This is a genomic window from Galbitalea soli (assembly GCF_010686725.1).
GTDB classification, from domain to species: domain Bacteria; phylum Actinomycetota; class Actinomycetes; order Actinomycetales; family Microbacteriaceae; genus Galbitalea; species Galbitalea soli.
Map to the genome: position 1 here is coordinate 76,013 of NZ_JAAGWZ010000004.1, position 26,604 is coordinate 102,616.

27 protein-coding genes and 1 pseudogene are annotated in these 26,604 nt (G+C 67.6%); 18 read left to right on the forward strand and 10 right to left on the reverse strand.

Going from position 1 to position 26,604, the window contains the following annotated elements:
- The first annotated feature begins 88 nt into the window (after window positions 1-88).
- The 13 genes from mmsA to menC all read left to right on the forward strand — a co-directional run bounded on the left by mmsA (window position 89) and on the right by menC (window position 15,417).
- A complete protein-coding gene (mmsA, locus tag G3T37_RS12310; RefSeq protein WP_163474199.1) occupies window positions 89-1,618 on the forward strand; it encodes a multiple monosaccharide ABC transporter ATP-binding protein in 1,530 nt (509 codons plus the stop codon).
- A gap of 6 nt (window positions 1,619-1,624) precedes the next feature.
- Complete coding sequence (mmsB, locus tag G3T37_RS12315) at window positions 1,625-2,830, forward strand: multiple monosaccharide ABC transporter permease (protein ID WP_163474200.1); 1,206 nt, start codon at window positions 1,625-1,627, stop codon at window positions 2,828-2,830.
- 241 nt (window positions 2,831-3,071) lie between these two features.
- On the forward strand, window positions 3,072-4,301 hold the full coding sequence (locus G3T37_RS12320; protein ID WP_163474201.1) for a Bcr/CflA family efflux MFS transporter: 1,230 nt from the start codon (window positions 3,072-3,074) through the stop codon (window positions 4,299-4,301).
- 125 nt (window positions 4,302-4,426) lie between these two features.
- Entirely contained in the window at window positions 4,427-5,443 is a 1,017-nt protein-coding gene (locus G3T37_RS12325; protein ID WP_163474202.1) for a substrate-binding domain-containing protein, read from the forward strand.
- Between the two features lie 316 nt (window positions 5,444-5,759).
- Window positions 5,760-7,121, forward strand: coding sequence for an extracellular solute-binding protein (locus tag G3T37_RS12330; protein ID WP_163474203.1), 1,362 nt, complete (start codon window positions 5,760-5,762; stop codon window positions 7,119-7,121).
- Between the two features lie 82 nt (window positions 7,122-7,203).
- The gene (locus G3T37_RS12335) at window positions 7,204-8,160 is read left to right on the forward strand and encodes a carbohydrate ABC transporter permease (RefSeq protein WP_163474204.1); all 957 of its coding nucleotides are present in this window, start codon (window positions 7,204-7,206) and stop codon (window positions 8,158-8,160) included.
- Window positions 8,157-9,071: a carbohydrate ABC transporter permease gene (locus G3T37_RS12340; RefSeq protein WP_163474205.1), complete on the forward strand. Its 915-nt coding sequence runs from the start codon at window positions 8,157-8,159 to the stop codon at window positions 9,069-9,071. Before G3T37_RS12335 ends, G3T37_RS12340 begins: the two co-directional genes overlap by 4 nt.
- Window positions 9,072-9,107: 36 nt before the next feature.
- Window positions 9,108-10,622 carry an arabinosylfuranosidase ArfA gene (gene arfA, locus G3T37_RS12345; protein WP_163474206.1) on the forward strand — a complete coding sequence of 505 codons (1,515 nt, stop codon included), beginning with the start codon at window positions 9,108-9,110 and terminating at the stop codon, window positions 10,620-10,622.
- Window positions 10,623-10,624: 2 nt separating this feature from the next.
- Window positions 10,625-11,644 (forward strand): arabinan endo-1,5-alpha-L-arabinosidase, encoded by a 1,020-nt coding sequence (locus tag G3T37_RS12350; protein WP_163474207.1) that lies wholly within the window; start codon window positions 10,625-10,627, stop codon window positions 11,642-11,644.
- Window positions 11,645-11,800: 156 nt separating this feature from the next.
- On the forward strand, window positions 11,801-12,511 hold the full coding sequence (locus tag G3T37_RS12355; RefSeq protein WP_338401255.1) for a phosphatase PAP2 family protein: 711 nt from the start codon (window positions 11,801-11,803) through the stop codon (window positions 12,509-12,511).
- The gene (locus tag G3T37_RS12360) at window positions 12,508-13,788 is read left to right on the forward strand and encodes a saccharopine dehydrogenase family protein (RefSeq protein ID WP_163474208.1); all 1,281 of its coding nucleotides are present in this window, start codon (window positions 12,508-12,510) and stop codon (window positions 13,786-13,788) included. The genes G3T37_RS12355 and G3T37_RS12360 overlap by 4 nt, the downstream gene beginning before the upstream one ends.
- Window positions 13,789-13,849: 61 nt before the next feature.
- Window positions 13,850-14,272 (forward strand): hypothetical protein, encoded by a 423-nt coding sequence (locus G3T37_RS12365; RefSeq protein ID WP_163474209.1) that lies wholly within the window; start codon window positions 13,850-13,852, stop codon window positions 14,270-14,272.
- Window positions 14,273-14,307: 35 nt separating this feature from the next.
- Window positions 14,308-15,417: an o-succinylbenzoate synthase gene (gene menC / locus G3T37_RS12370; protein ID WP_163474210.1), complete on the forward strand. Its 1,110-nt coding sequence runs from the start codon at window positions 14,308-14,310 to the stop codon at window positions 15,415-15,417.
- Window positions 15,418-15,420: 3 nt separating this feature from the next.
- Here menC and G3T37_RS12375 read toward each other — a convergent pair whose 3' ends face one another.
- The 6 genes from G3T37_RS12375 to G3T37_RS12400 form a co-directional block, all read right to left on the reverse strand.
- Window positions 15,421-15,954: a hypothetical protein gene (locus G3T37_RS12375; protein ID WP_163474211.1), complete on the reverse strand. Its 534-nt coding sequence runs from the start codon at window positions 15,952-15,954 to the stop codon at window positions 15,421-15,423.
- A gap of 98 nt (window positions 15,955-16,052) precedes the next feature.
- Complete coding sequence (locus G3T37_RS12380) at window positions 16,053-16,715, reverse strand: hypothetical protein (protein ID WP_163474212.1); 663 nt, start codon at window positions 16,713-16,715, stop codon at window positions 16,053-16,055.
- Window positions 16,712-17,974 (reverse strand): hypothetical protein, encoded by a 1,263-nt coding sequence (locus G3T37_RS12385; RefSeq protein ID WP_163474213.1) that lies wholly within the window; start codon window positions 17,972-17,974, stop codon window positions 16,712-16,714. The genes G3T37_RS12380 and G3T37_RS12385 overlap by 4 nt, the downstream gene beginning before the upstream one ends.
- Complete coding sequence (locus tag G3T37_RS12390) at window positions 17,975-18,673, reverse strand: ATP-binding cassette domain-containing protein (RefSeq protein ID WP_163474214.1); 699 nt, start codon at window positions 18,671-18,673, stop codon at window positions 17,975-17,977.
- A 105-nt stretch (window positions 18,674-18,778) separates the two neighbouring features.
- The gene (locus G3T37_RS12395) at window positions 18,779-19,198 is read right to left on the reverse strand and encodes a hypothetical protein (RefSeq protein WP_163474215.1); all 420 of its coding nucleotides are present in this window, start codon (window positions 19,196-19,198) and stop codon (window positions 18,779-18,781) included.
- Window positions 19,199-19,383: 185 nt separating this feature from the next.
- Entirely contained in the window at window positions 19,384-19,713 is a 330-nt protein-coding gene (locus G3T37_RS12400) for an aldo/keto reductase (protein ID WP_338401256.1), read from the reverse strand.
- Between the two features lie 35 nt (window positions 19,714-19,748).
- On the opposite strand from G3T37_RS12400, the pseudogene G3T37_RS15345 reads away from it, so the two are divergent.
- Together G3T37_RS15345 and G3T37_RS12405 are read left to right on the forward strand one after the other, a co-directional pair.
- Window positions 19,749-19,958, forward strand: a pseudogene (locus G3T37_RS15345) (helix-turn-helix domain-containing protein); the annotation flags it as partial.
- Between the two features lie 30 nt (window positions 19,959-19,988).
- Complete coding sequence (locus G3T37_RS12405) at window positions 19,989-20,573, forward strand: MmyB family transcriptional regulator (protein ID WP_338401270.1); 585 nt, start codon at window positions 19,989-19,991, stop codon at window positions 20,571-20,573.
- Between the two features lie 29 nt (window positions 20,574-20,602).
- Here G3T37_RS12405 and G3T37_RS12410 read toward each other — a convergent pair whose 3' ends face one another.
- Complete coding sequence (locus G3T37_RS12410) at window positions 20,603-20,971, reverse strand: TfoX/Sxy family protein (protein WP_163474216.1); 369 nt, start codon at window positions 20,969-20,971, stop codon at window positions 20,603-20,605.
- Window positions 20,972-21,102: 131 nt separating this feature from the next.
- Here G3T37_RS12410 and G3T37_RS12415 point away from each other — a divergent pair, with 131 nt between their 5' ends.
- A complete protein-coding gene (locus tag G3T37_RS12415) occupies window positions 21,103-21,693 on the forward strand; it encodes a dihydrofolate reductase family protein (protein WP_163474217.1) in 591 nt (196 codons plus the stop codon).
- Between the two features lie 3 nt (window positions 21,694-21,696).
- On the opposite strand, the gene G3T37_RS12420 is transcribed toward G3T37_RS12415, so the two are convergent.
- From G3T37_RS12420 to G3T37_RS12425, 3 genes are all read right to left on the reverse strand, one after another.
- The gene (locus tag G3T37_RS12420) at window positions 21,697-22,506 is read right to left on the reverse strand and encodes an ATP-binding cassette domain-containing protein (RefSeq protein ID WP_338401257.1); all 810 of its coding nucleotides are present in this window, start codon (window positions 22,504-22,506) and stop codon (window positions 21,697-21,699) included.
- Window positions 22,482-23,528, reverse strand: coding sequence for an ABC transporter permease (locus tag G3T37_RS14670; RefSeq protein ID WP_206673833.1), 1,047 nt, complete (start codon window positions 23,526-23,528; stop codon window positions 22,482-22,484). The genes G3T37_RS12420 and G3T37_RS14670 overlap by 25 nt, the downstream gene beginning before the upstream one ends.
- Window positions 23,529-23,617: 89 nt before the next feature.
- Complete coding sequence (locus tag G3T37_RS12425) at window positions 23,618-24,730, reverse strand: substrate-binding domain-containing protein (protein WP_163474219.1); 1,113 nt, start codon at window positions 24,728-24,730, stop codon at window positions 23,618-23,620.
- Between the two features lie 154 nt (window positions 24,731-24,884).
- On the opposite strand from G3T37_RS12425, the gene G3T37_RS12430 reads away from it, so the two are divergent.
- The gene (locus G3T37_RS12430) at window positions 24,885-25,898 is read left to right on the forward strand and encodes a LacI family DNA-binding transcriptional regulator (protein ID WP_338401258.1); all 1,014 of its coding nucleotides are present in this window, start codon (window positions 24,885-24,887) and stop codon (window positions 25,896-25,898) included.
- Window positions 25,899-26,028: 130 nt separating this feature from the next.
- Window positions 26,029-26,529 carry a hypothetical protein gene (locus G3T37_RS12435; protein ID WP_163474221.1) on the forward strand — a complete coding sequence of 167 codons (501 nt, stop codon included), beginning with the start codon at window positions 26,029-26,031 and terminating at the stop codon, window positions 26,527-26,529.
- Window positions 26,530-26,604: the final 75 nt, after the last annotated feature.

Genomic DNA, 26,604 nt, shown 5'->3' on the forward strand with positions numbered 1-26,604 from the left:
CGTCATGAGGGTGCGGGCGATGGATGATCATCCCTCGCCCGCACTCTCCCTCCCCATTTCACGTCCCACCACGAAAAGCAGGTGACCGATGAGCAACAACATCCTCGAGATGCGCGACATCACCAAGACCTTCCCGGGCGTCATCGCGCTCAAGGACGTCTCCATCTCGGTCGAGCGCGGCGAGATCCACGCGATCTGCGGCGAGAACGGCGCGGGCAAGTCCACGCTCATGAAGATCCTCTCCGGCGTGTACCCCTCGGGCAGCTACGACGGCGAGATCGTCTTCGAGGGCGAGCCCGTGCACTTCCGCACGATCAACGACTCCGAGGCGGTCGGAGTGGTGATCATCCACCAGGAGCTCGCCCTCAGCCCGTACCTGTCGATCGCCGAGAACATCTTCCTCGGCAACGAGCGGCAGAAGCGCGGCTGGATCGACTGGAACGACACCAACCTCGAGGCGGCGAAGCTGCTCGCGCGCGTCGGCCTCAGCGACAACCCCATCACCAAGATCGTCGACATCGGAGTCGGCAAGCAGCAACTCGTCGAGATCGCGAAGGCGCTCTCGAAGAAGGTCAAGCTGCTGATCCTCGACGAACCCACCGCGGCCCTCAACGACGAGGACTCGGCGCACCTGCTCGACCTGCTGCGACACCTCAAAGAGCAGGGCATCACCTCGATCATCATCTCGCACAAGCTCAACGAGATTAAGAAGATCGCCGACTCCGTCACGATCATCCGCGACGGCAAGACGGTCGAGACCCTCGACATGGCGGCCGACGCGGTCTCCGAGGAGCGCATCATCAAGGGGATGGTCGGTCGCGACCTCGGCAACCGGTATCCCGACCACACGCCGCACATCGGCGACGAGGTGCTGCGCATCGAGGACTGGGTGGTGCATCACCCGAGCGATCACTCGCGGGTGGTCATCCACGGGGCCAACCTGTCGGTGCGGCGCGGCGAGATCGTCGGCATCGCCGGGTTGATGGGCGCGGGGCGCACCGAGCTCGCCATGAGCGTCTTCGGGCGTTCGTACGGCGCCAACATCTCGGGTCGCGTCTACAAGGAGGGCAAGGAGATCAAGACGAACACGGTTCCGGAGGCCATCGCGAACGGAATCGCGTACGCCACCGAGGATCGCAAGCGTTACGGCCTCAACCTCATCGACGACATCAAACGGAACATCTCCGGGGCAGCGCTCGAGAAGCTGACGAAGCGCGGCTGGGTCGACGCCAACCAGGAGTATGTCGTCGCCGAGGGCTACCGCAAGGACATGAACATCAAGTCCCCGACGGTCGGTGCGATCACCGGCAAGCTCTCCGGCGGCAACCAGCAGAAAGTCGTGCTGAGCAAGTGGATGTTCGCCGACCCCGATGTGCTCATCCTCGACGAACCCACCCGCGGTATCGATGTCGGCGCGAAGTACGAGATCTACACGATCATCAACAAGCTCGCGAGCCAGGGGAAGGGCGTCATCGTCATCTCCTCGGAGCTGCCCGAGCTGCTCGGCATCTGCGACCGGATCTACACGCTCTCGGAGGGTCACATCACGGCGAACGTGCCGCGCTCCGAAGCGACCCCCGAACTCCTCATGCAGTACATGACCCAAGAAAAGGAGTGAGACGACATGAGCGCCTCCCCCGTCACCACGAAGAGCTCGCTGAGCTCGGCCGCGAACTACCTCACCTCACAGCTGCGCCAGGTCGGCATCTTCGTCGCCCTCATCGTCATCGTGATCATCTTCCAGATCCTCACCGGCGGGATCCTGCTGCAGCCTGACAACGTCTCCAACCTGGTGGTGCAGAACAGCTACGTGCTGATCCTCGCCATCGGAATGGTGATGATCATCATCGCGGGTCACATCGACCTCTCGGTGGGCTCCATCGTCGGATTCATCGGCGCGATCGCCGGCACCATGGCGGAGCGGTGGGGCTGGCCCTGGTGGGCCGCGATCATCGCCTCGCTCGCGGTCGGAGCGATCGTCGGCGTCTGGCAGGGCTACTGGGTCGCGTACTTCGGTATCCCCGCGTTCATCGTGACGCTGGCCGGCATGCTGATCTTCCGCGGCCTCACCCAGGTCGTGCTCGGCAGCACGCAGATCACCCCGTTCCCCGACCCGATCCGCGCGCTCGGCGGCGGATTCCTGCCGGGCCTCGGCTTCCTGTTCGGGCAACTGGAGACATTGACCGTCGTCATCGGCATCCTGATCGCCGTCGTCATGGTCGTGCAGGCGCTGCGTCAGCGCGCCGTCCGTCGCCGCTACAACCTGGAGTCGGAGCCGTTCATCTGGTTCCTCGTCAAGCTCATCTTCACGGTGGGTCTGGTGCTCGTGATCGCGTACCTCCTTGCGAGCAACAACGGCATCCCGATCGTGCTCGTGGTGCTCGGCGTGCTCGTCGTCGCCTACTCGGCGATGATGTCGCGCAGCGTGTTCGGCCGGCACATCTACGCGATGGGCGGCAACCTCAACGCGGCGACCCTGTCGGGCGTCAAGACCAAGCGCGTCACCTTCCTGCTCTTCGTCAACATGGGCGTGCTCGCGTCGCTGGCGGGACTCGTCTTCGCCGGACGCCTCAATCTCGCCAACCCGACGAACGGCAACGGCTTCGAGCTCGACGCGATCGCCGCCGCCTTCATCGGCGGCGCGGCGGTGACCGGCGGCATCGGCACGGTGACCGGCGCCATCATCGGTGGTCTGATCATCGGAATCCTGAACAACGGAATGTCGATCATCGGCGTCGGCACCGACTACCAGCAGTTCATCAAGGGCATCGTGCTCCTCGGAGCGGTCGCCTTCGACGTGTACAACAAGCGGCGCACGGGTTCGCGCTAGTCGCGGTGAGGAGGCCCCGGCGACGACGTCGCCGGGGCCTCTGCCGTTCCGTGAAGCGAGGCCGCGACAGCCCGGCCGGCGGGTGGCTTCGATCGTGAGCGGAGAGGGCGTACCGAATCGATTCGATTAGCGCTAAACTGGTTACTCGCGCGCAGCGGAACCGACGTCACCCGAGCGGCTTCGAGCGGCGATCCTCCCTCCCTCCCCGCTCCACTTCCGTGCAAAGGTCTGCCCACTTTTCGTGACTACCGTCGTCCACCCCGGTGACTCCCTCTCGGGCCGCCAGCGCCTCGTCTACGTCGTCCTCCTCGGGGCGCTCACGGCGCTCGGACCCTTCACCATCGACCTGTACCTCCCGGCGCTGCCGCGGGTGCAGTCCGAGTTGCACGTGGGAACCTCCGCCGTGCAGCTCACCCTCAGCGCGACGATCATCGGCTTCGCGCTCGGGCAGCTCCTCGTGGGGCCGTGGAGCGACAAGATCGGCCGCCGTCTGCCGCTCATCATCGCGACCTCGGTGCACATCCTCGCGAGCCTGGGCGTAGCCCTCGCGCCCGGCTACGAGTGGCTCGTCGTCTTCCGCGTGCTTCAGGGCGCCGGCGCGGCCGCGGGCGGCGTCGTGGCGCAGGCGACGGTGCGCGACCTGTTCGGCGGGTACCCCCTGGTGCGGATGCTCTCGCGCCTCGCCCTCGTGAACGGGCTCGCCCCGGTGCTCGCCCCGTTCATCGGCTCGCAGTTGCTGCTGCTCGTGCCGTGGCGCGGCATCTTCCTGGTGCTCGCCGGCTACGGAGTGCTCGTGCTCGCCGCCTCGATCCTGTTCATCGTCGAGACGCTTCCGCCCGAGCGCCGTCGCGAGAACAAGCACAGCACGGCCCGCCAGCGCTATCACGCCCTCTTCACCGACCGCCGCTTCATCGGCGTCGCTCTCGTCGGCGGCATGACCTTCGCCGGCCTCTTCGCCTACCTCTCGTCGTCGTCGTTCCTGTTCCAGGACGTCTACGGCTTCAACCCCCAGGGCTACGGTCTGCTCTTCGCCGTCAACTCGGTCGGCATCGTCTCGGGCGTGCAGATCAGCGCGCGGCTGGCCAAGTACTTCGGTCCGCAGTGGATCCTCGCCGTCGCGGGAATGGTGGCGTTCGCGATGGCGGTCGCGATCGTGGTGCTCGATCTCTCGCACGCCGGGCTGTGGGGCATCCTCATCCCGCTGTGGTTCTTCATCGCCGCGTGCGGCTTCTCCTTCCCGGCGGTGCAGGTGCTGGCGCTCGCCGAGCACGGCAAGGAGGCCGCCACGGCCGCCTCGCTCCTCGGCGCGCTCAACTTCGGCCTCGCGGGTGGTATCTCGCCCGTGATCGGGCTGTTCGGCATCACGAGCGCACTTCCGATGGGCGGGATGATGGTCGTCACGACGTCGATCGCCATCATCGGCATGTGGACCCTCGTGCGCCCGCGGTCGGTGCCGGCGCTCTCGCGCTGAGCGACGCCGACGCCGGCGGATGACCGCCCGCCCGGTCATCCGCCGAAAACCGCGCGCGCACTCGGTCCTCCAACGTTGTAATCTGCGAGTGCGGATCGCACGAGGATGACCGAGGGGAGCCAGTCGTGACCATCACCATGCACGACGTCGCCAAGCTCGCCGGCGTCTCGATCAAGACGGTCTCGAACGTCGTCAACGACTACCAGTACATCAAGCCCGAGACGCGGGCGCGGGTGCTCGAGGCGATCGAGAGCCTGGGGTACACGCCCAACCTCTCGGCACGCGGTCTGCGCTCCGGGCGAACGGGCGTGATCAGCCTGATCATTCCCGACCTGCGCAACGCCTACTTCGCTGAGCTCGCCGACTCGGTGATGCGGGCCGCCGCCGACGAGGGTCTCGCGGTGCTCATCCAGCAGGTGGGCGGAAAGCGCGCGGCCGAGATCGAAGCACTGCACGGGCCGCGCATGACCAACGTCGACGGAATCCTGTACAGCGTGCTCGCCCTCGACGAGAGCGACGTCGACCAGCTCGTGATCGACACCCCGCTCGTTCTGCTGGGGGAGCGGATCTTCAACGGGCCCACCGACCACGTGACGATGCACAACATCGAGGGCGCCCGGGCGGCGACCGAGCACCTGCTCGCACAGGGACGACGGCGACTGGTCGCGTTCGGCGCCCACCCGGGAGAGGTCATCGGCTCGGCCGGCCTGCGTCTCGTGGGCTATCGCGAGGCGCTCGAGGCGGCCGGCGTCGAGTTCGACGAGTCGCTCGTCGTCACCGTCGGCAACTGGCACCGGGCCGACGGGGCGGAGGGCATGCGGGAGTTCCTGGCGAAGGGCATTCCCTTCGACGGGGTCGTCGCGTTCAACGACTCGATCGCGCTGGGTGCGATGCGCGTGATGCAGGATGCGGGCATCCGGATCCCGGCGGACGCCGCGGTGATCGGCTTCGACGACATCGACGAGACGCGCTACACCCTGCCGAGCCTGTCGACGATCAACCCCGGCCGCGACGAGATCGCGCGGGTGGCCGTGCAGTATCTCAAAGAGCGAATCGCGGGTGGAGCGCACTCTATTCCGCCGCGGGAATACCTCGCCGATTTCGAGCTCATCGAGCGCGAATCGTCGCACGCGGGTGGCTAGGTAACTTTTCGGCACCCAATCTGCGCGGGTCGCTTGACACCCGCGATCGAGTTCCGCATGATGTTCCTACAACGTTTACCTACAACGTTGTAAACACGAAAGCCCCACACCGTGAACCAGCGGAGGGGGACCAGCGAATCAAGGAGGATTCCCTATGAGCCAGGCCGCACCGGTCGCTCCCGGATCCCGTCCTCCCCGCCGCAGCAGTGGCATCCTCGCCGGGCCCTCCTCCTACGCGCGCCGCGCCTGACCACCGTGCTGGTGCCCTGCACCACCTTCTCGACAACGAAGTCCAACCACCTCGAAGGGAATCACAGTGAAGAAGAAAGCACTGCTCGCCGCCGTTGCGGCAGCCGCTCTCGTCGCAGCGCTCGCCGCCTGCAGCAGCAGCGGAGGCGGAGGCACGAGCACCAGCTCGAAGGCCACCAACTGCACCAACAAGATCGTCGTGAAGTCGGCGCCGGTCGTCACCGTCTGGGCCTGGTACCCCAACATGGCGAAGGTCGTCGACAACTTCAACAACGGCCACAAGGACGTGCAGGTCTGCTGGACCAACGTCGGCCAGGGCGGCGATGAGTACAACAAGGTTCAGACGGCCATCTCGGCGGGCAAGGGTCTTCCCGACGTCGTGATGCTCGAGGCCGACCACCTCACCGCCTACGAGATCCAGGGCGCGCTCGTCGACATCAGCAAGTACGGCGCCGACTCGGTGAAGAGCAACTTCAGCGCCGGTGCCTGGAAGGACGTCTCGCAGGGCAGCTCGGTCTACGCCGCTCCCGTCGACGGCGGCCCGATGGCGCTCATCTACCGCACCGACGTCTTCAAGAAGTACGGCATCACCACCCCGCCGACCACGTGGGCCGAGTACGCCGCTGATGCCGCGAAGGTCAAGGCCGCGGGCGGACCCGCGTTCGGCGACCTCGGTGCCAACGTTCCCGCCGTCCAGATGGCGCTCCAGATCCAAAAGGGTGCGACGCCGTTCCAGTACGACCTCTCCGACCCCAAGAAGCTGACGATCAAGCTCAACGACCAGGCCTCGAAGGACGTCCTGGACTACTGGGCCGGACTCGTGAAGGCCAAGGAGATCGGCACGCAGGACCAGTTCACGACCGACTACATCTCGGGTGTCGTGAACGGCAAATACGCGACCTACGTCTCCGCGGCGTGGGCCCCCGGCTACCTCACCGGCGCCGGCGTCGGCAAGGGCGCCTCCAGCGGTGTCTGGGCCGTCGCCCCGCTGCCGCAGTGGGACACGGCGAACCCGGTCTCGGTCAACTGGGGTGGTTCGGCGTTCGCCGTGACCAGCCAGGCGACCAACAAGGCGAACGCCGCCAAGGTGGCGCTCGGTCTGTACGCCGACCCGGCATCCCTCGCCGACGGGTGGAAGAACCAGATCATCTTCCCGCTCAACCAGGGTGTGCTGACCTCGCAGGAGTTCATCGACAACAAATCGGAGTTCTTCAGCGGCCAGACCGCCAACAAGGATGTCTACATCCCCGCCGAGAACGCCTACAAGGGCTTCACCTACTCGCCGATCACCGTCTACTACTACGCCCAGCTGCAGGCGGAGACGGCCAAGATCAACGCGGGCAAGATCACGGGATCGCAGGCCGCCGATGAGCTGCAGGCGAACATCGTGAAGTACGCACAGGGACAGGGCTTCACGGTTACGCAGTAACCTCGCCCCACCCCACAGGAGCGGCTCCGGTCGTCACCGGCCGGAGCCGCTCCCTCCCCACCGACTTGCAAAGGATCTGCGAATGGCAAACGCACCAGCGATCACGGCGACGGCGCCGCGATCGGCACGAGCCGCCGACGGCGGCAAGAAGAGGCGGCCGGGCGGCCGGCGCCGAGGCGCCATCGGCTGGATGTTCATCGCCCCGTTCGCGGTGGTCTTCCTCGTCTTCCTCGTCGCTCCGCTCGCCTACGCCTTCTACCTCAGCCTCTACACGAAGGGGCTCGCCACCGGCACCACCTTCGCCGGCATCGACAACTACACCAAGGCGTTCACCGACCCGTCGTTCCTGAACGGCGTCTGGTTCGTGGTGCGCTTCGCTCTCGTGCTCATCCCCGTGCAGATGGCCGTCTCGCTCGCGGTGGCGCTCGTGCTCGACGCGATCACCACTCGCTTCGCCCGCTTCTCGCGACTCATGATCTTCCTGCCGTACGCCATCCCGGCCGTCATCGGGGCGCTCATGTGGGGCTTCCTGTACAGTCCCACCTTCGGTCCGCTCGCGCAGATCTTCGGCATCTTCCACGCCGCCGCGCCGTTCCCGCTGAGCCCCGACAACGTCTTCGGCGGGCTCATGAACGTCGTCACCTGGCAGTGGGCCGGCTACTACATGATCATCATCTACGCGGCGCTCCAGGGCATCGATCCCTCGATCTACGAGGCCGCCCGCATCGACGGCGCGAGCGCCTGGCAGGTGGCCTTCCGCATCAAGGTGCCGCTCGTCAGCTCCGCGCTCGTGCTCATCCTCGTCTTCGCGCTCATCGGAACACTGCAGTTCTTCACCGAGCCGTCGATCCTCGCCCCCTCGGCCAACTGGTCGATCACGCCCGACTTCACGCCGAACATCTATGCCTACAACCAGGCGTTCTCCTACGCCAACTTCAACTACGCCTCGGCGATCTCCTTCGCCCTCGGCATCATCGTGTTCATCGCGGTGTACATCTTCCTGTTCGCCACTCGTAAGCGGGGGAGCATCCTGTCATGACGACCGCATCACTGGGCCGCACCGGCCTCAGCACCGCCCGCCTCACCGACGGCAAGCGCCGTCGTCGCGCCAACCTCGTTCCGCACCTGTTCCTCGGCGCCCTCGTGATCTACTTCCTGATTCCCATCTGGTGGCTGTTCGTCGCGAGCACGAAGGACGTGCACGGCCTGTTCAGCGGCAGCGCCGGCGCGCTCTGGTTCGACAAGAACTTCGCGCTCGGTGCCAACATCGCCGACCTGTTCACCTACAACGGCGGCATCTACCTGCGCTGGCTCGGCAACTCGCTGTTCTACGCGGTCACCGGCGGCCTCGGCGCGAGCGCGCTGGCCGTGCTCGCCGGGTACGGGTTCGCGAAGTTCCGGTTCCGCGGTCGCCGCTTCTTCTTCGCGGTGCTGCTGGGATCGGTCATGGTGCCGCTGACGGCGCTCGTGATCCCGACCTTCGTGATGATGTCGGACCTCAAGCTGACAGACACCATCTGGGCGGTCATCCTGCCGTCGCTGCTCAACCCGTTCGGCGTCTACCTCATGCAGGTCTACGCGACCGACGCGGTGCCCGACGAGCTGCTCGACGCCGCCCGGGTCGACGGCGCCGGCGAGATCCGCACCTTCTTCCAGGTCGCGTTCCCGCTCATGCGGCCCGCATTCGTCACGGTGCTGCTGCTCTCGATCGTCGGCACCTGGAACAACTACTTCCTGCCGCTCGCCATGCTCTCGAACACCCAGCTGTTCCCGATCACCGTCGGGCTCGGGCTGTGGCAGGGGCAGGCGGCGGCCAACAACGGCGGCGGGCACTCGCTGTGGGGCCTCATCATCATCGGCTCGCTCGTCTCGATCATCCCGCTCGTCATCGCGTTCCTCTCCCTGCAGAAGTACTGGCAGGGCGGCCTCTCCATCGGCAGCCTCAAGTAATCGCCCGCGCCCGCCCCTGAACACCGAAAGATAACCATGCCTTCAGCACACCTCACCCTCGACCCGCACTTCACCGTCGGGGTGGTCGATCGCCGCGTGTTCGGCGGGTTCGTCGAGCACCTCGGGCGCTGCGTCTACGACGGAATCTACGAGCCCGGCCACCCCACCGCCGACGCCGACGGATTCCGTGAGGATGTCCTCGCGCTCGTTCGCGAACTGGGGGTGTCGACCATCCGCTACCCCGGCGGCAACTTCGTCTCCGGGTTCCGGTGGGAGGACTCCGTCGGCCCCAAGGAGAAGCGTCCCGTGCGCGCCGACCTCGCCTGGCACTCCATCGAGACGAACCAGGTTGGCATCGACGAGTTCGGTCGCTGGCTCGACAAGGCCGGCAGCGATCTGATGTACGCCGTCAACCTCGGCACCCGCGGCGTGCTCGAGGCCCTCGATGTGCTCGAGTACACGAATGTGCGCGGGGGCACGACCCTCTCCGACGCCCGCATCGCCAACGGACGCACCGAGCCCTACGGGGTGAAGATGTGGTGCCTCGGCAACGAGATGGATGGGCCGTGGCAGCTCGGCCACCGCTCGGCCGAGGACTACGGCAAGATCGCCTCGCAGACGGCGAAGGCGATGCGCCAGCTCGACCCCTCCGTCGAGCTCGTGGTGTGCGGCAGTTCGAGCGCGCAGATGCCGACCTTCGGCGCGTGGGAGCACACGGTGCTCGAGCACAGCTACGACGACGTCGACTTCATCTCGTGCCACGCCTACTACGAGGAGCTGGGCGGCGACACCGGCAGCTTCCTCGCCTCGGCCGTCAACATGGACCACTTCATCGAGTCGGTCGTCGCGACCGCGGACGCGGTCGGCGCGGCGCTCAAGAGCACGAAGAAGATCAACATCTCCTTCGACGAGTGGAACGTCTGGTACATCAGCCGGTACCACGAGGTCGATCGCATCACCGACATCGAGGAGTGGCCGGTCGCGCCGCGCCTGCTGGAGGACAGCTACTCCGTGCTCGACGCGGTCGTCGTCGGCAACCTGCTCATCTCGCTCCTCAAGCACGCCGACCGGGTCACCTCCGCGTCGCTCGCGCAGCTCGTCAACGTGATCGCGCCGATCATGACCGAGCCCGGCGGCGACACCTGGCGGCAGACGACGTTCTTCCCGTTCGCGATCACCTCGCGGCTCGCGACGGGGTCGGCTCTCGAACTCAAGCTCGACTCCGACAGCTACGAGACCGCGCAGTACGGCACCGTGCCGACGGTCGACGCGGTCGCGACTCACGATGCCGAGGCGGGCACGACCGCGATCTTCCTCGTCAACCGCAGCATCGACGCGCCGACCACGGTGACCATCGACGTGAGCGGCCTCGGTGATGTGCGCATCGCCGAGACCCACCTCCTCGCCGACGACGACATCTACGCCAAGAACACGCTCGATCACCAGGACCGGGTCGGCACCACCGAGAACTCGACCGCGGTCGTCACGGGAGGCACGCTGACCGTCACGCTCCCCGCCGTCTCCTGGACCGCCATCTCGCTCGTGGCGTGACCATGCGGGGGCCTTCGCGGCGGGTGACCGTCGTGGTGACCGCCATCGCCCTGCTGGTGGTGGCGGTCATCGCGGTGGTGATCCTGGTCGTGCGCGCGGCACCGCGAGCGCCGATGCGGCCGCTCGCGCTCTCGGGTGACATCGCGGCGCACGATCCCGCGATCGTGGTCGGCTCACACGGGTCGCCGTGGTTCGTGTTCGCCACCGGCGACGATTCGCACGACGGCACGATCCAGATCCGCGAGTCGCCCGACGGCCATCACTGGCGCTTCGTCGGCACCGTGTTCGACCAGAAGCCCGCGTGGCTGGTGGATGCGGTGCCCGGCGTCGGCGCACTGTGGGCGCCCGACGTGCACCGGCACGGCGACACCTGGTACCTGTACTACGCGGCATCGACCTTCGGGTCCAACCACTCCGTCATCGCACTGGCGACGAACACCACGCTCGACCCCTCCGCTCCCGGATACCGCTGGGTGGACCGCGGTCCCGTGATCGCGAGCGAGACGGGTGGAGACTTCAATGCGATCGACCCGAACGTGGTGGAGGACGCGGCCGGGCATCCCTGGCTCGCCTTCGGATCGTTCTGGAGCGGCATACGGATGGTGCGCGTGCGGTACCCCTCGGGACTGCGCGCCGATGCCGCGACGCCGCTGCGGCTCGCGAACCGCGGCACCGCGGAGGACGCGATCGAGGCCGCGTTCGTCGTGCGGCACGGTGGCTGGTACTACCTGTTCGCCTCCTTCGACCACTGCTGTCAGGGGGTCTCCAGCACCTACAACATCGACGTCGGCCGGTCGCGCAGCGTGACCGGGCCGTACCTCGATGAGGCCGGGCATCCGATGCTCGACGGCGGGGGCACCCGGCTGCTCGCGAGCGCCGGGCGGTACATCGGCCCCGGCGGCGAGTCCTACTCGCAGGGCTACCTCGCGTACCACTACTACGATGGTGCCGCGAACGGCAGATTCGCGCTCGGGATCCGACGCGTGGACTGGCAGGACGACGGCTGGCCGCGGCTACGCTGAGGCGGCGGTGGTCGGCCGTGCGAGGCCGGTCAGCACGGCGGCCGGCGGCGCGCGGCACGGCGGGCACGGTGCGAAGATTGAGGAAGCGGTAGCGGGAACATCGTCCATGAGTCCCCGCTACCGCTCCCTGAATCTCCGACAGGACGGCGACCCCGCGTGACCACACCCAAGGGCGACACCGCCGAGAGCATCCGAACCGCTCGAAAGCTCACCCGCTTCTGGCCGCTGTACTCCGGGGTCGTCGCCCTCGTCGCCGTCGCCGCCCTCGGGGCGCTCATCGCGTTCCGCGACAACAACCTGCCGCTGTCGTTCGACACCACCTGGATGAACGAGGTGATCGAGCACCGAAGCCCGCTGTGGACGGCGCCCGCCCTGGTGATGAACTCGATCGGCGGGGGGATCGTGGCGACGGTCATCCTGCCGGTCGTGGTCATCGGCGTGCTGTGCCTGCGTCGGCGATTCTGGTCGGCCCTGTTCTACGCGATCGCGACAGCGCTCAGCGGCGCGCTCGTGCAACTGCTCAAATTCAGTTTCGAGCGCCCGCGCCCGACCGACATTCTCGTCACCGCCGATCTCGGGTCATTCCCCTCCGGGCATACGGCGAACGCCGCGACGCTCGCCGTGATTCTCGGGATCGTGCTGCAGCGAACGTGGGTGTGGTTCGCGGGGGTGATCTACGCCGTCGCGATGGCGGTGAGCCGCACCTACCTGGGCGCCCACTGGCTGAGCGACACGATCGGCGGACTGGTGCTGGGAGCCGCGGTGGTCGTCATCGTCTGGACCCCGCTCGCGACCCGCATGCACGCGGAACGGGATCGCGGTCGCGCTCGCCGCCTCGCAGCCAGGCGGGATAGCGTGGGGGCATGAGAATCCTCCTCGTCGGCGCCGGTGGCGTCGGCAACGCGATCGCGAAGATCGCCGCCCGCCGTGAGTTCTTCGAGACGATGATCGTGAGCGACTACGACCTCGCCCGCGCCCAGCGCACCGTCGCCTGGATCGAAGAGAGGCACGGACCGCAGGGCGACCGCTTCGTCGCCGCTCGCATCGACGCGAGCGACCCCGACGACGTGACCGCGGTCGCGCGTGCGCACGGAGTGACGCACATCATGAACGCGGTCGAGCCCAAGTTCGTGCCCACCATTTTCGCGGGCGCGCTCGCGGCGGGGGCCGACTACCTCGACATGGCGATGAGCCTGTCTGAGCCGCATCCCACCAACCCGCACGAGGAGACCGGCGTCAAGCTGGGCGACGACCAGTTCGCACAGTCGCCCGATTGGGTGACGGATGGCCGGCTCGCGCTCGTCGGCATGGGCGTCGAGCCCGGCCTCTCCGACGTCTTCGCGCGGTACGCCGCCGACCACCTCTTCAGCGAGATCGACGAGCTGGGCACCCGCGACGGCGCCAACCTCGTGGTGCGCGACGAGGCGGGCAACGAGATCTTCGCGCCGTCGTTCAGCATCTGGACCACGATCGAGGAGTGTCTGAACCCTCCCGTGGTGTGGGAGAAGGAGCGCGGCTGGTACACGACCGCCCCGTTCAGCGAGCCCGAGATCTTCGAGTTCCCCGACGGCATCGGCCCGGTCGAGTGCGTCAATGTGGAGCACGAGGAGGTGCTGCTCATGCCGCGGTGGCTCGACGCCAAGCGGGTCACCTTCAAGTACGGGCTCGGCGACGAGTTCATCGGCATCCTCAAAACGCTCAACCAGCTCGGCCTCGACAAGACGGAGCCGGTGCGGGTGCGCTCCGCCAACGGGCCCGTCGAGGTGGCCCCGCGCGACGTCGTGGCGGCGGGCCTCCCTGATCCCGCGACGATCGGCCCGCGGATGACCGGCAAGACCTGCGCGGGCGTCTGGGTGACCGGCCTCGGGCCCGACGGCGCGCGACGCGAGGTCTACCTCTACCACGTGAGCGACAACGAGTGGACGATGGCGGAGTACGAGGCGCAGTGCGTCGTCTGGCAGACCGCGCTCGGGCCGGTCATCGCCATGGAACTGCTCTCGACCGGTGTCTGGTCGGGCGTCGGCGTGCTCGGCCCGGAGGCGTTCGACGCCGAGCCCTTCCTCGAGCTCATGGCGCGCCCGATCGCCGACGGCGGCTACGGCCAGCAATGGGGTCTGCAGGATCGGTTGGCTGCAGGGGTGTGATCCCGTTTCTGGGGCGTCCCAATCCTTTGGATCGGTGACGCATCGTCACTATCCTGACCAGGTGCTTTTCGCTTACCCCTCCACGCGTCGGGCCGGCGGCCGCCCGCGGCACCGCGGTCGCGCCGCTGCGATCGCCGCCCTCGTCGCTGTGCTTGCCATCGTCCTCAGCGGGTGCGCCCCGCGACCCGCGCCCGCAGCGCACCCGCTCGTCGGCAAGACCCTTCGGGTGGTCGAACACGAGTTGGGGCGGGTGCCCTCACCTATTTACGACCTCTCAGCGCCGATTGTGAACGTCAAGCCAGCCTTCTCGCTCAACGGCCCGCAGGGCGACTGGGTCGTCGTGACGGCATGCGGGGCGATGAGCAACAAACGCGGCGATGTGGTGGTGGGGATCATCCCTCTCGCGCGATACACGGCCGACCTGTGGGCGAAGGCGGAGGCGGGCGGCTTCGACTCTCTGCTCGCGGAGTGCTCGAAGCGGTAGGCGCTCGCCGCTCCGACCGGGGATAGGCTGCGGTCATGAAGGTCACCGCGGTCGAACTGCACCTGCTCGCGATGCCCCTCGTGCGCCCCTTCGAGACGAGCTTCGGGCGGCAGACCGCTCGCACCGTGCTGCTGGTGCGGGTGCGCACCGATGTTGGGGACGGCTGGGGCGAGTGCGTGGCCATGGCCGACCCGGTCTACTCGAGCGAGTATGTGGCGGGCGCCGAGGCGGTGCTCCGCGACTACCTCGCCCCCGCGGTGCTGCACGCCGACGAGGTGACCGCCGAGGGCTTCGCGGGCCTCGTCTCCTTCGTGATCGGTCACCGTATGGCGAAGGCCGCGCTCGAGACGGCGCTCCTCGATGCCGAGTTGCGCACGGCCGAGCGCAGCTTCGGCGACTACTTCGGGGCGGTCCGCGACGAGGTGGACTGCGGTGTCTCGGTCGGCGTCGCGCCGAGCATCCCGGAGCTGCTCGACGAGGTCGCCGGGTACGTCGACGAGGGCTACCGCCGCATCAAGCTGAAGATCAAGCCCGGCTGGGACATCGAACCCGTGCGGGAGGTGCGCGAACTCCTGGGGCCGGATGCCCTGCTCCAGGTCGACGCCAATACCGCCTACGACGCCGCCGACATCCGCCACCTGCGGCTCCTCGACGCCTACGAGCTGCTGCTCATCGAGCAGCCCTTCGTGGAGGAGGACATCGCGACCCATATCCAGCTCGCCCGCGAGATCGAGACGCCCGTCTGCCTCGACGAGTCGATCCTCGGGGTGGGGGTCGCGGTCGACGCGATCGAGCGCCACGCCACGAGCATCATCAACATCAAGGCCGGCCGGGTCGGCGGCTATCTCGAGGCCGTCCGCATCCACGACGCCTGCGCCGAACTGGGCGTGCCGGTCTGGTGCGGCGGGATGCTCGAGACCGGCGTCGGGCGTGCAGCCAACGTCGCCCTCGCCGCCCTCGAGAACTTCACGCTGCCGGGCGACACCTCGGCGTCGCGGCGGTACTTCGCCGAGGACCTGACCGAGCCGTTCGAGCTCGTGGACGGGCGGCTGAGGGTTCCGACGGCGCCGGGGTCAGGGGTGACTGTGCGGGAGGAGCTGCTGCGGGCGTGGGCGGTGCGGGCGCCGGTCATCCTCACCGCGTAGCGGTCAGCGGCCGCGCTCGAACCAGTACCGGCTGCCCGGGTAGGTGGTGAAGAACTCGCCCTGACTCAGCGGCGCACCGGCGTGCACCACCTGGCAGCCGATGGCGCCGGCGAAGGTGTCGAGGTCTTCGCGCGCCCAGTACTGCCCGCGAAGGCGGAACAGGCATCGGCCCCCCGCGTCGAGGGCGACGAGTTGGATGGTGCGCTCGGAGGAGTCGCGGGCGTAGACACGGGCGAGAACCACCCGCGCGATCGCGGAGCGCGGCACACTCTGGGTGCGGCTGAAGATGCCGTTGCCGCTCACGAGCTCCCCGCTCACGGCGGCGAACACGCGCGTCTGGCGCAGCAGGGTGGCGAGGCAGGCGAGAGCGAGCAGGATGTGGAGGACGAGAATCCACTCCCAGCCGCCGACGGCCGCCGTGTACCAGTAGGCCACCGCGAACACGGGCACCGTGATCGCGACGTACGTGACGACGGCGGTCGTGAGCAGGGAGCGCTTCGGGCGCACGACGACGGCGAGGGTGTCGGTGGTCGGCATGGCGTTAGGCTCCTCTCCGCCTTTCTCGCAATGGGCGCTCACCGCGAGGCGAGCGGAGCAGAGACGTCGCTGCGTCCCGAATCTCCGACTGAGTTTTACTATAGAACACCCTGTCCATGCCCGGGTGACACCTTTTGGGGGCGCGCCCCGCGCGGATCGGTCGCGGCGACGGTTGCGCCGATTCCCCAGACCAGTAGGGCGAAGATCATGGGCGCGAACGCGTCGTCGGGCTGGAGGACGAGCGTGGCGAGCCCAGGTGCATCGTCCGTCAGCTCGGTGAAGGCGAGGAAGGGCAGGATGGCCCAGCCCATCGGCACAATCCAGCCCAGACGGGGCCCGAACACGAAGGAACCTCCGAGGGCCGCACCCGTCAACGCGAACACGTTTCGCATCAGTGCCAGTGATCCAAGGCCCGCATACGAGTGCGGGGGGAGGCCCGCGGGCGCGGGAAGGAGCAGCGTCGTCCCACCGGCGATGACCGCCGCGATCACGGAGAGCACGGCGACGTGCGCGAGGCGCCAGGCGACCAGATTCCGCACGGCGAGTCGCTCCTGCACCCTCGCGCTCGCCGCCGACGAGGCCGCGATGGCGATCGCGGGGAGCAGGGGCAGCTGGGCCGTCAATTCGACGAGGTAACCACCGCGCGGGTTGACCCCGTACCCGAGTGGCCCGCAGGCGAGCATCAGGATGCCCGTCGCGAGCGCGATGACGACGTTGGCGAGCCACCGTCGCGTTCGGGCGAAGAGGCGGATCCCGATCACGGCAGGTCGGCGAGAGTCAGGGAGCAGGAGAAATACGCCGAGGCGTGCGCACGGAACCACGCGTTGCCCTCGCTCGCAGAGAGTCTCTTCAGCGCACTGAGACGCGCGGGTTCGGGCGATCCATCGCTGAAGTAGTCGGCCCCCGACAACCAGGTGTCGACATAGTCGACCGCTGGCACCCCGATGCTCTCGACTCCGCAGTGCGGAGCAGCCCCGTACTTCTTCACGTACCGTTCCACCGCGAACTCGATGTCGCTTGGCGACGAGAGCCGTTCCACGTAGACGCTGCGCGCGCCCCGAGCGGGCAGGTCCCCGATCCCCTCGACATTCTGCTCCAATCGCGCCGCCGCGAGGGGGGTTCCGTCGACGCGGGAGTTGAGCGCGGCGAAGGCGGCATGCAGCGGCTGCATCGCAACTGCGTAGCCGCGGTTGAGGCAGAGCGTGAAGCCGTCATTCTCACAGACGAAGTCTCGCGAGTTGTACGCCGCGGTGACCTGCCCATTCTCGGCGATGACCACGACGCCGCCGGTCACCGCGGTGAGACCTGCGACCAGGACCACGATCGTGGGCACCCTCCGCGCGGTGCCGGGCCGACGGCTGCCGCGTGACGTCACGACGAGGATCACGGTCAGACCAAGCCAGCACGCGCTCTTGCCCAGGAACGTGAGATCGACGGTGCGGGTGAATACCGAGTCCATTGCCGCGCCCGCCGGGAACAGAGCGCGCATGCCAAAGACAGGGAGACCCACCGTCGCGGCGACGTAGCCCACCACAAAGGTCAGCGCGCCGACGGGAGCGACGAACCAGTGCGCACCGAACGCCGACCCTGCCCAGTACCCTACGGCGGTTGCGAGCAGGAGTCCGGCCCCGAGGGAGGCGAGCCACAGGACGGCAGGCGAGCCGTACGTGCCGGTCAGCGCGGCGATGACCCCGAGGATGCCCAGCGCGAGCAGATAACCCGCGAGCACGGGAAGCGCGACGGCGGCCGCGTGCTGCGCTCGCACCAGAACGGGCTCTCTCACGCCGACCATCGTCCGGTCGCGATTGGCGTTGGACCAGCGATTCGCCTCGAAGGCCGCGATGCCGGCCGCCAGGGTTCCGGTGGGCAGCGCCGCCGACGTCAGCCCCGTCACAACGTCAGCCCAGAGCCTCATTCCCGGGGTCATCGCAAGCGAGGCCAACCAGACGTCGATCCCCGCGATCGCGAGTCCGGCGATCGGGGCGACGCTCCTCCGTGCGAGGAGTGTGAGCGCGCGCACTCAGAGCCGGCCCTGCGCGGGCGCGTTTGCGCCCACGACGGACAGGTACCCCGCTTCGAGCGCGGATGCGGTGCCCTCCGTGCGGGTGCCATGCGCGGCCAATTCGGCCGGTGCGCCGTCGAATATGATGCGGCCGGCCGCGATGACGACCACCCGATCTGCGATCGCCTCCACGTCGTCGGTCAGGTGTGTACTGATGACGACCGCGCGATCAGTCGCATGACCGCGGAGGAAGCGACGGTAGGAGGCCCGCTGCGCAGGGTCGAGTCCCACGGTCGGCTCGTCGAGGAGGACCGCGCGCGGGTCGTTGACGAACGCCTCGGCGAGACCGACGCGCTGCTTCAGGCCGCCTGACAATCGTCGGACTTTGACGTGAGCAAACGCCGTCAGGTCGACCGAGTCGAGCGCGGCTGAGGCAACCGACCGGACGGATGATCCGCGAGCGCCTTTCAGCCATGCTGCGTACTCCACGCTCTCCCGCGCCGTGAAGCCGCTGAAGTACGTCCAATCCTGGGGCATGTAGCCGACCCCGGCGAGGAACGCCCTGAACGAGTCCGAATCGTCGACCCTCGCTCCCACGAACCGAATTGTCGCGTTGCCCGCCCGCGGGGGAGTGAGCAACGCCTCCAGAAGGGTGGTCTTGCCGGCCCCGTTCGGCCCGAGGATCGCGGTCACACCGGAATCGAATGCGATGCTCACGTCGTCGTAGATGACTCGGGACCCGCGCCGGATGGTCAGATTCCGGGCCTCGATGACGGCCCCTGTACGACCTTCGTGCACTGCGGCCCTCACGACGATTCTCGCCTAGCAGTGGTTGAGGGTCACCGTGCGACTGGCGTGCTGCACTGTGCCTCGGAGGCCGTAGAAGGCGATCTCTGTGTAGTACTGCGTGGTGCCGCCGTGGTCGCAGGTCAAGCCCGTGTACGACGCGCTCGAGGCTGGAATGACGACCTCTTTCACCCGCGCGTCGGGAAAGGGTGCCTGGTAGTTATGTACAAGGCGGAACGCGATCGATGACGCCGTGCTGCACTGCGCGGAGCCCCCGAAGGCGATCTTGTGGACACCATTACTGACGTAGATCCACGGAGCGGTCGAGTGGATCGTGCAGCCTGCTGGAATCGATCCCACACTGTCGGCGTACGCAGGTGCGGCAACCGCCATTGCTCCTGCCACGAGCAGCGCGGTGGCGCCCAGTGAGATCAAGGATTGGCGTCGATTCGTCATTGTTCGGCTCCCACTTCTTTCGCGGCAATCGTCTTCTCCGAGCACTGGGCTTGCGTCGGATGCTCCACGCTTTTCGTCGCGTGGCAGGCGCGAAGAAACCGAGAGTATCCCGGTCAATATTCAGTGTGCAATTCTCATTTCACATTATTGATGTTCCGTTGACAATGTGTGCATGAAGCGCCGCCCTACGCGTCCGCCCGCCCGGTCAGCCACCGCTCGATCCGCACCGACTTCGACACCACGACCACTTCGCGCTGCAGCAGCCACCGCAACACCACCTGCGCGGGCGACTTGCCGTGGCTCTCGCCGATCGTCGTGAGCACCGGATTGCTGAACAGCTCGTTCTTTCCCTCAGCGAACGGCGCCCACGCCTCGATCTGTACACCCTCGGCGCGCAGCAGCTCCTGGTAGTCGACCTGCTGGTGGTACGGATTCGTCTCGATCTGGTTCACCGCGGGCACGATCTCGCTGAACGCGATGAGGTCGAGCAGGCGATCCGGCGCGAAGTTCGACACCCCGATCGCGTGCCGAAGCCAGCGACTTCCTCAAGACGAGGCGCGCCCGCCTGAGCCCCGCGGCCGTCGGCTTGACCGCCTCCGCAACGGGTCGTCGCGTGAAGGGTCTCCGCCGCGAGGAGGTCGCCACCCTCGCCGGCGTCAGCGTGGAGTACTACAACCGCATGGAGCGGGGGATGATCGAGGGGGTCTCCGAGTCGGTGATCGATGCGGTGGCCCGCGCCCTCCAGCTCGACGATGCGGAGGTCACGCACCTGTTCGACCTCGCGCGCGCGATCGGCGCGAGCTCCCGCCTCACCACGCGGCGCAGCCCGTCCCGGCCGCGGGTGCGGCACTCCACCCAGCTGCTGCTCGACGGCATGACCGATCTGCCCGCGTACGCGCGCAACGCCCGGTACGACATCCTCGCCATCAATCGCCTGGGCCGGGCCCTGCTGCGCGGGGTCGACCCCGCCGGCCCCGCGCGGGGCAATCTGGCGCGCTACATCTTTCTCGACGGCGACGCACAGACCTTCTACGCCGACTGGGAGAGGGTGGCCAGGGACACCGTCGCCGCGCTGCGCATCGAGGGCGGACGCACGCCATTCGACCGTGGACTCACCGAGTTGATCGGTGAGCTCAGCACGCGCAGCGAGCCGTTCCGCATCTGGTGGGCGTCGCACAACGTGCGGCTGCACACGGGGGCGACCAAGACGTTCCACCACCCGATCGTCGGCGAGATCGAGCTGACGGGCGAGGCATTGCAGCTCGCCAGTGAGCCGGGAATCACGATCGTCGCGTACACCGTCGAGCCCGCGTCGCCCTCGGAGGAGCGACTGCGCCTGCTGGCCAGCTGGGCCGCCGAGCACGCGCCGGTCTAGGTGACCGCGCTCGACGCGGGCGACGCCGTCTAGCGCGTGGGTCTCTTGGCCCGGGGCTGCTTCGGCGGGAGGGTCCGGGCGTAGGCGGCCGCGCGCTCGACCCACTGCTCGACCTCGTCGGAGGCGAAGAGCTGCGACGGGATGACCACGTACTCCCGCATCGGCCGCCCGGCCATCGGCTCGAAGATCTCGAGCCGGAACCGGTCGCCGAACTCGCTGCGGTCGGCCTCGGGCATCCGGAGGATCGCAGAGTCCTCGAACAGGGAGAAGAACAGGTTGCCGTTCATGAAGAGCGCCGGATACCCGAACATGGGCTTGCGCACGGCGTCGGGAGCGACGCCCGTGAGCTCGGCGAAGCGCGCGACGATCTCGGGAGACGACTTCTCGAACCCGGGCACGGCATCCTCGCTCTCGGTGGTGTGCTGCCGACCGTATCGCGCACGGGCGGGGTTGCACCATTCCCCTTGACGCCGGGCACTCCGTCAATAGTGTGGGTCAGGAGAGCGACCACCTCGCGAAGGGAGTGGCGATGGGCCACTTTGTCTACTGGATGAACGTCTCCCTCGACCTGCGCATCGAGCAGTCCGACGGCGAAAACGGCGGCGGTGACTGGATGCGCATCACCGAGCCGCTGCACCGGGTGTTCAACGCCGAGGCCCGGTCGCTCGCGCTCATGGTGCAGGGCCGACGCGTGTACGAGATCATGGAGGCCTTTTGGCCCCGGGCGCGCACCGATGCCACGCTGCCGGATTACCTGCGCGAGTACGGCGAGATCTGGACCACCACGCCCAAGGTGCTGGTCTCCCGCACCCGGGCCGCCGCCGACTACGACACGCGCGTGATCGGTGGCGACGACGCGATCGATCAGCTCGCGGCCCTGCGGTCGGAGACGGAGGGTGCGATCGGCGTCGGGGGCGCCCATCTCGCGACCCAGTTGCTGCGCGCGGGACTGCTCGACGAGCTCCTGCTCTTCACGCATCCGGTCATCCTGGGCGCGGGACGGCCGCTCTTCGATGACGGGGTGACCCCCCTCGAACTCGACCTCATTCAGCAGGACGCGTTCGCAGAGGGGGTCACCCGCCACCGGTACGCGGTGCGGGGTGCGCGCCCTATCGGGTAGGGATCAGGCGGCCTTCGCTCCGGTCATGATCGCCACGGCATCCGTCATCGAGTGCGACTCGGGCGTGATGGTCGCGGCGCGCTTGCCGAGTCGCTGGATGTGAATGTGGTCGGCGACCTCGAACACCTGCGGCATGTTGTGACTGATCAGGATGACCGCCACACCCTTCTCCTTCAGGCGCAGAATGAGCTCCAGCACGTGATTCGATTCGCGCACGCCGAGCGCGGCCGTGGGCTCGTCGAGGACGACGACCCGGGAGCCGAACGCGGCGGCACGCGCGACCGCGACGGCCTGCCGCTGCCCGCCCGAGAGGTTCTCGATCGGAACGGTGACGTCCTGCAGGGTCGAGATGCCGAGTTGGTGCAGCTGCTCGGTCGCTCGCGCGCGCATCTCCTTGGTGTCGACCATTCGGAACGCCGTGCCCAGCACACCCGGTCGACGAATCTCGCGTCCGAGGTACATGTTGGCCGCCACGTCGAGCGCGGGCGACACGGCGAGCGTTTGGTACACGGTCTCGATTCCGACGTCGCGGGCGTCTTGCGGGCGACGGAACTGAACCTCTTTGCCGTCCAGTTTGATCACCCCCTCGTCGGGAACCTCGGCGCCGGTGAGGCACTTGATCAGCGTCGACTTTCCCGCGCCGTTGTCTCCGATCACCGCGAGCACCTCCCCGGCGTGCACCTCGAGGCTTACGCCGTCGAGCCCGACGACGTGACCGAAGGTCTTGACGAGGCGATGTGCCGACAGCACCGGAGGGGTGGCCGCGGATGCGTCCTGGTTGTTGGAGTTCACGACTTCGACTTCCTGATCCACTGATCGATGGCGACGGCGGCGATGACGAGGATGCCGACCGCGAGGGTCTGGTACAAGACGTCGAGACCGACGAGCGCGAGGCCGTTGCGGAAGACGCCGACGATGAGGGCCCCGAGGAGGGTGCCCCAGATCGTGCCGCGACCGCCGAAGAGACTCGTGCCGCCGATGACGACGGCGGTGATGGCGTTGAGATTGGCATCGGTGGCCGCGTTGGGGCTCGAGCCGAAGTCGCGGCCGATCTGCGTCCATGCGGCGAACGCGACGATCGCGCCGGCGAGCACGTAGACGCTGAGCAGCACACGGTCGACCCGGATGCCGGTGAGGCGCGCGGCCTCACGGTCATCCCCGACGGCGTAGACATGACGGCCCCAGGCCGTGCGGCCCAACATATAGGCGATGAGGAGGTACAGGGCGACCATGAGCACGACCCCGTAGCTGATGTCGACGCCGATCACACGGAAGGTGCCACCGGTCCACGTGACCAGATCGGGCAGCGACGTGCCCTGCACAGTCGCCCCGCTCGAGACGAGCAGCAGGAGCGCGGTGAAGATGCTCAGGGTGCCGAGCGTCACGATGAACGGCGGCAGCTTCAGCCGCGTCACCAGGATGCCGTTCAGAGCCCCCGCGGCGAGGCCGGTGGCGAGACCCGCGATGAGGCCGACGACCGACGGCGCGTGCAGTCCTGCCACGGCGTTGCCGATCACGATCGAGCTCAGCACCATCGCCGCCCCGACCGACAGGTCGATTCCCGCGGTGAGGATGATCAGGGTCTCGGCCACGCCGAGGATCCCGATCACCGCGACCTGCTGGGTGATCAGCGAGAGGTTGGCGGGCGCCAGGAAGCGCGGGTTCAGAATGCCGAAGACGACGACCGCGACGAGCAGCACGATGCCGGGGCTGATCGCGGGAAAGCGATGCAATACTCCGCGCACGCGGCTGAGCGGGGTGCGGCGGTCGATGAACTGGGATGCCAGATCGAGCGCGGCGGTTGACGCGGTCGGGGGCGATGAAGTGCCGGACATGGACGATCTCCTTGTTGCGGTGTTGCTCGACTATCGCGCACGGGCGGGAAAGTGGGAAGTCCCTTTTCCCCGCCCGTGCCGAGTGCTGGTTACTTGCTGCCCCAACAGGTGGTGGCTGCCTGGTCGGTCGTGATGCTGTCGAGACCGGACACCGGGGTGTCGGTGACCAGCTGCGATCCGGTGTTGTAGAAGTCGAGTCCGCTGCTGACGGCCGGCTTGCTGCCGCCGCGAGCGATCGCGGCGATGGCTTCCATGCCGAGCGATGCCATCTTCGACGGATACTGCTGCGCGGTCGCGCCGATGATGCCCTGCTTGACGTAGCCGACGCCCGCGCATCCACCGTCGATGCTCACGATCAGGACGCTGCCCTGCTTGCCGGCCGCCTTGAGCGCCTGGTAGGCGCCGTACGCGGCGGGTTCGTTGATCGTGTACACGACGTTGATGTTCGGGTTCTTGGAGAGCAGCGTCTCCATGGCGCTGCGCCCGCCGTCCTCGGCACCCTGGGTGGGCTGGTGACCGACGATCTCGTACTGACCGCCCTTGCCGCCGGTGTAGTTGCCGCTCTGCGGTTCGGCGCCGTTCTTGCTCTTGTCGCCCACGTCGATCCCCATGCCGTTGAGGAAGCCGTGGTCGCGGTTCACGTCGACCGAGACGATCTGGTCGCTGAACAGGTCGAGCATGGCGATGACCGCCTTCTTGCCGCCCAGTTGTGCCGCCGTCCACTTGCCGATCGACTGACCGGCCGCGTAGTTGTCGGTCGCGAAGGTGATGTCGACGGTGTTCGCGGGGTCGGGCGCCGTGTCGAGCGCGATGACGTAGAGGCCGGCCTTGCGCGCCTTGTTGATCTCGTTGTTGACGGCCGGGCCGTTCGGCGTGATCAGGATGCCCTTGTCGCCGCGCGAGATCGCGTTCTCGATCGCCTGGATCTGGGTGTCGGTGTCGCCGTCCTTCTTGCCTGCCGCGAGGGTCAGCTTGACGTTGGCCTTCTTGGCGTCCGCTTGCGCCGCCTGCTCCATCGACACGAAGTAGGGGTTGGTCGTCGTCTTGACGATCAGGCTCACGCCCACGGTGTCGTTCTTGCCGACGGTGGATCCACCCGACGTGCTCGAACAGGCGCTGAGTCCCAGAACGGCCACGGCCGCCAGCGCGGTCACCGCAGCTGCCCGGGATCGGCGTGCGGCGAAGATCGTGAACTGCTTCATTGCGAATTCCTCTCGGTAGGGTCGTTGCCCATGACAACGGTGTCAGAATCGTTTGTAGCCCATCCGGTACCAACAATCAAGTAGGCTTCGGGCCGGAGTTGAAACTGAAATGACACCGTTATCCCCGCCCGGCAATGAGCCGCCCGAAGCGCGCGTGACCATTCGCGACGTCGCTCGGCTGGCGGGCGTGGGCATCAAGACGGTGTCGCGCGTGATCAACGGTGAGCCGAACGTCTCCGAACACACCGCTGTGCGCGTGCGCCAGGCGATCACGCAACTGCGCTGGGAGCCGGATATCCGGGCGCGCAACCTCCGCCGTGCGGACGGCCGCACCCACACGATCGGGCTCCTGCTGGGAAGCGTCTCCAACCCGTTCGCGGCCGAGATGCATCGCGCGATCGAAGACGTTGCCGCGAATCGCGGGTACGCGGTGCTCGCCTCCAGCCACGACGACGACCCGGCGCGAGAGGGCACCGCCATGGCGGCGATCCTCGGGCGCCGCGTCGACGGGGTGATCCTCATGCCGATCGCGGCGAGCCAGGCCTATCTGCAGACCGACATCGATCGCGGCCTGACCGTCGTGTGCGTCGACCGCGAGCCGTCCGGTGCGCTGATCCCGTCCATCCGATCGGATGCGCGGGTCGCCGCCTCGGTCGCGACGCGGCACCTCATCCGACGGGGACACCACCGCATCGCACTGCTCCACGACGATGAGAACATCTGGACTGCCCGGGAGAGGCGCTACGGTTACCTCGACGCGATGCGCTTTGCCGGTCTGGAGATCGACGAGAGCCTCATCGTGGGTGGCCTCAGCACGCCGGAGCTCAGTGGCGCTGCGAGTGACCGGCTCATGCGCATCCAGGATCCTCCGACTGCCCTGGTGTGCGGCAACAACCTCATCACCATCGGCGCCGTGCGAACTCTGCAACGGCTCAGCCTGCAGCACGACATCGCTCTCGTCGGCATCGACGACTTCGACACCGCCGACCTGATCGCGCCACCGATCACCGTCGTCGCCCAACGCCCGAGTCAGATCGGGCGGCTGGCCGCCGACCAGCTGTTCGCCATGATCGACGGAACCCTTCCGCGCTCCGGCCCGCCCATCAGCGTTCCCACCGACCTCATCGAGCGTGGGTCCGGCGAGATCGGCCCGGGCTCATCCGACTGATCCGGCCGTGAGCGAGGGGTGAGGTCGCAGCCTCCCCCCTCTGTGGGGACTGAGGAGAAGTCTGGTTCGGCCTACGCTGGCCTTGGGGCCCGCAACCGCGGGCCGAGTTCGACGGGGGCACCGCAGACGCATGGCCAACACACTGTTCGCGAGTCGCGATCAATTCTTCGACCACATCGTCACCCCGCTTCCACTTTCCGGCGGCGGCAAGGATGCGCTGTTCACCGAATTCCGTGAGCACGGCTATCTCGCGCGACAGGAAGCCGTCGGTCTGACCGTGCTGCCGCGCGGCATCTTCTACGGCGTCTTCGCAGAGGGCGACCCCGGGCTGGGCGGACAAGTGCAGGTGGTGCTGCTGTCGAACCCTGCGCTGACTGACGACGTGTTCGACGGATGGGTGGAGGTGCTCCAGCAGTGGACCGCGTCGTTCGATCTGGACTTGCGCGGCGCGATGTCGCGCAAGGTCCGTGATCTGAAGGCGGTCGATCGCGGGGTGCCGGCGAATCTCCTGCACAAAGACATCCCGCTGTCCTTCTTATTGTCATACAGCCGACGGAGCGATTTCGTGATGGTCATCGATCCGCCATCCGACTCCCAGCGCAGGATCTACACGACGAAGGGCATCGGGTAGGCCACTCGCGTCGCTCACTCGGCGAACTCGCGTTCTGCCCGGGCGCGGGTGAGGGTCGCGAGGACGTTCTTGCGG

Excerpts from the sequence above, each read along its gene's own strand:
- mmsA (WP_163474199.1), top strand. The coding sequence starts at position 89 with ATGAGCAACAACATCCTCGAGATGCGCGACATCACCAAGACCTTCCCG.
- mmsB (WP_163474200.1), top strand. The coding sequence starts at position 1,625 with ATGAGCGCCTCCCCCGTCACCACGAAGAGCTCGCTGAGCTCGGCCGCG.
- G3T37_RS12335 (WP_163474204.1), top strand. The coding sequence starts at position 7,204 with ATGGCAAACGCACCAGCGATCACGGCGACGGCGCCGCGATCGGCACGA.
- G3T37_RS12340 (WP_163474205.1), top strand. The coding sequence starts at position 8,157 with ATGACGACCGCATCACTGGGCCGCACCGGCCTCAGCACCGCCCGCCTC.
- arfA (WP_163474206.1), top strand. The coding sequence starts at position 9,108 with ATGCCTTCAGCACACCTCACCCTCGACCCGCACTTCACCGTCGGGGTG.
- G3T37_RS12350 (WP_163474207.1), top strand. The coding sequence starts at position 10,625 with ATGCGGGGGCCTTCGCGGCGGGTGACCGTCGTGGTGACCGCCATCGCC.
- G3T37_RS12360 (WP_163474208.1), top strand. The coding sequence starts at position 12,508 with ATGAGAATCCTCCTCGTCGGCGCCGGTGGCGTCGGCAACGCGATCGCG.
- menC (WP_163474210.1), top strand. The coding sequence starts at position 14,308 with ATGAAGGTCACCGCGGTCGAACTGCACCTGCTCGCGATGCCCCTCGTG.
- G3T37_RS12375 (WP_163474211.1), bottom strand. The coding sequence starts at position 15,954 with ATGCCGACCACCGACACCCTCGCCGTCGTCGTGCGCCCGAAGCGCTCC.
- G3T37_RS12395 (WP_163474215.1), bottom strand. The coding sequence starts at position 19,198 with ATGACGAATCGACGCCAATCCTTGATCTCACTGGGCGCCACCGCGCTG.
- G3T37_RS12415 (WP_163474217.1), top strand. The coding sequence starts at position 21,103 with ATGGGCCACTTTGTCTACTGGATGAACGTCTCCCTCGACCTGCGCATC.
- G3T37_RS14670 (WP_206673833.1), bottom strand. The coding sequence starts at position 23,528 with ATGTCCGGCACTTCATCGCCCCCGACCGCGTCAACCGCCGCGCTCGAT.
- G3T37_RS12425 (WP_163474219.1), bottom strand. The coding sequence starts at position 24,730 with ATGAAGCAGTTCACGATCTTCGCCGCACGCCGATCCCGGGCAGCTGCG.
- G3T37_RS12435 (WP_163474221.1), top strand. The coding sequence starts at position 26,029 with ATGGCCAACACACTGTTCGCGAGTCGCGATCAATTCTTCGACCACATC.